We start from the raw sequence: 940 nt of genomic DNA on the forward strand, positions 1-940 counted from the left end.
CCCGCACCCGACCCAGCAACTCACGGAACGTCGGATCACCCGACACATCCGTACGCAACACCAACGTATTGACGAAGAACCCCACCAGGTCATCCAGACTGTCGTCCGAACGCCCAGCCACCGCCGTACCCAACGGAATATCGGTACCCGCGCCCAACCTGCACAGCAACGCCGCCACCGCCGCCTGCAACACCATGAACAGCGTCGACCCGCTCTCGCGGGCAAGGCCGCCGATTCGGGCCTGGAGTTCGGCGGGTACGAAGAGGTCGATCGCTTCCGCCCGGTGGCTGGGTGTGGCCGGCCGGGGCCGGTCGGTGGGCAGGGTGAGCTCTTCGGGCAGACCGGCCAAGGCCTCCTGCCAGTAGGCGAGTTGGCGGGACGCGAGACTGTCGGGGTCGTCCTCGTCACCGAGCAGGTCCCGCTGCCACAGCGTGTAGTCGGCGTACTGGATCGGCAGCGGACCCCAGTCCGGGGCTCCGCCGGTCACGCGCGCCGAGTAGGCGGTGCTCAGGTCACGCGCCAGGGGCGCCATCGACCAGCCGTCACCGGCGATGTGATGCAGGACCAGCACCAGCACGTGCTCCTGCTCACCGACCTCGAACAGAGCTGCGCGCAGGGGGAGTTCGGCCTCCAGGTCGAAGTCGTGCGCCGCCTCCTCGGCCAGGCGGGAGGGCAGTTCCGCCTCGGTCACGGCGCTGGTGGACAGGGGGACGTGGGCGTCGGCGGTGATGTGCTGGTACGGCTGCCCGTCCACGGCCGGGAAGAGTGTGCGCAACGACTCGTGCCGCAGCGCCACATCGTCCAGCGCCGCCCGGAGCGCACCCCTGTCCACCGGCCCGCGCAACCGCACCGCCAGCGGAATGTTGTACGTAGAACCGCCGTCCTCCCACTCCCGCAGGAACCACAACCGCTGCTGCGCGAACGACAACGGCAACGGCTC

General features: G+C 69.6%; 1 protein-coding gene. It reads right to left on the bottom strand.

The window, feature by feature from the left end; genetic code table 11:
* The coding region (locus HLK59_RS50195) for a condensation domain-containing protein (RefSeq protein WP_240983117.1) at positions 1–940 on the bottom strand (940 nt) is incomplete at both ends.

It is taken from the genome of Streptomyces sp. S3(2020) (assembly GCF_013044505.1).
Taxonomy (GTDB): domain Bacteria; phylum Actinomycetota; class Actinomycetes; order Streptomycetales; family Streptomycetaceae; genus Streptomyces.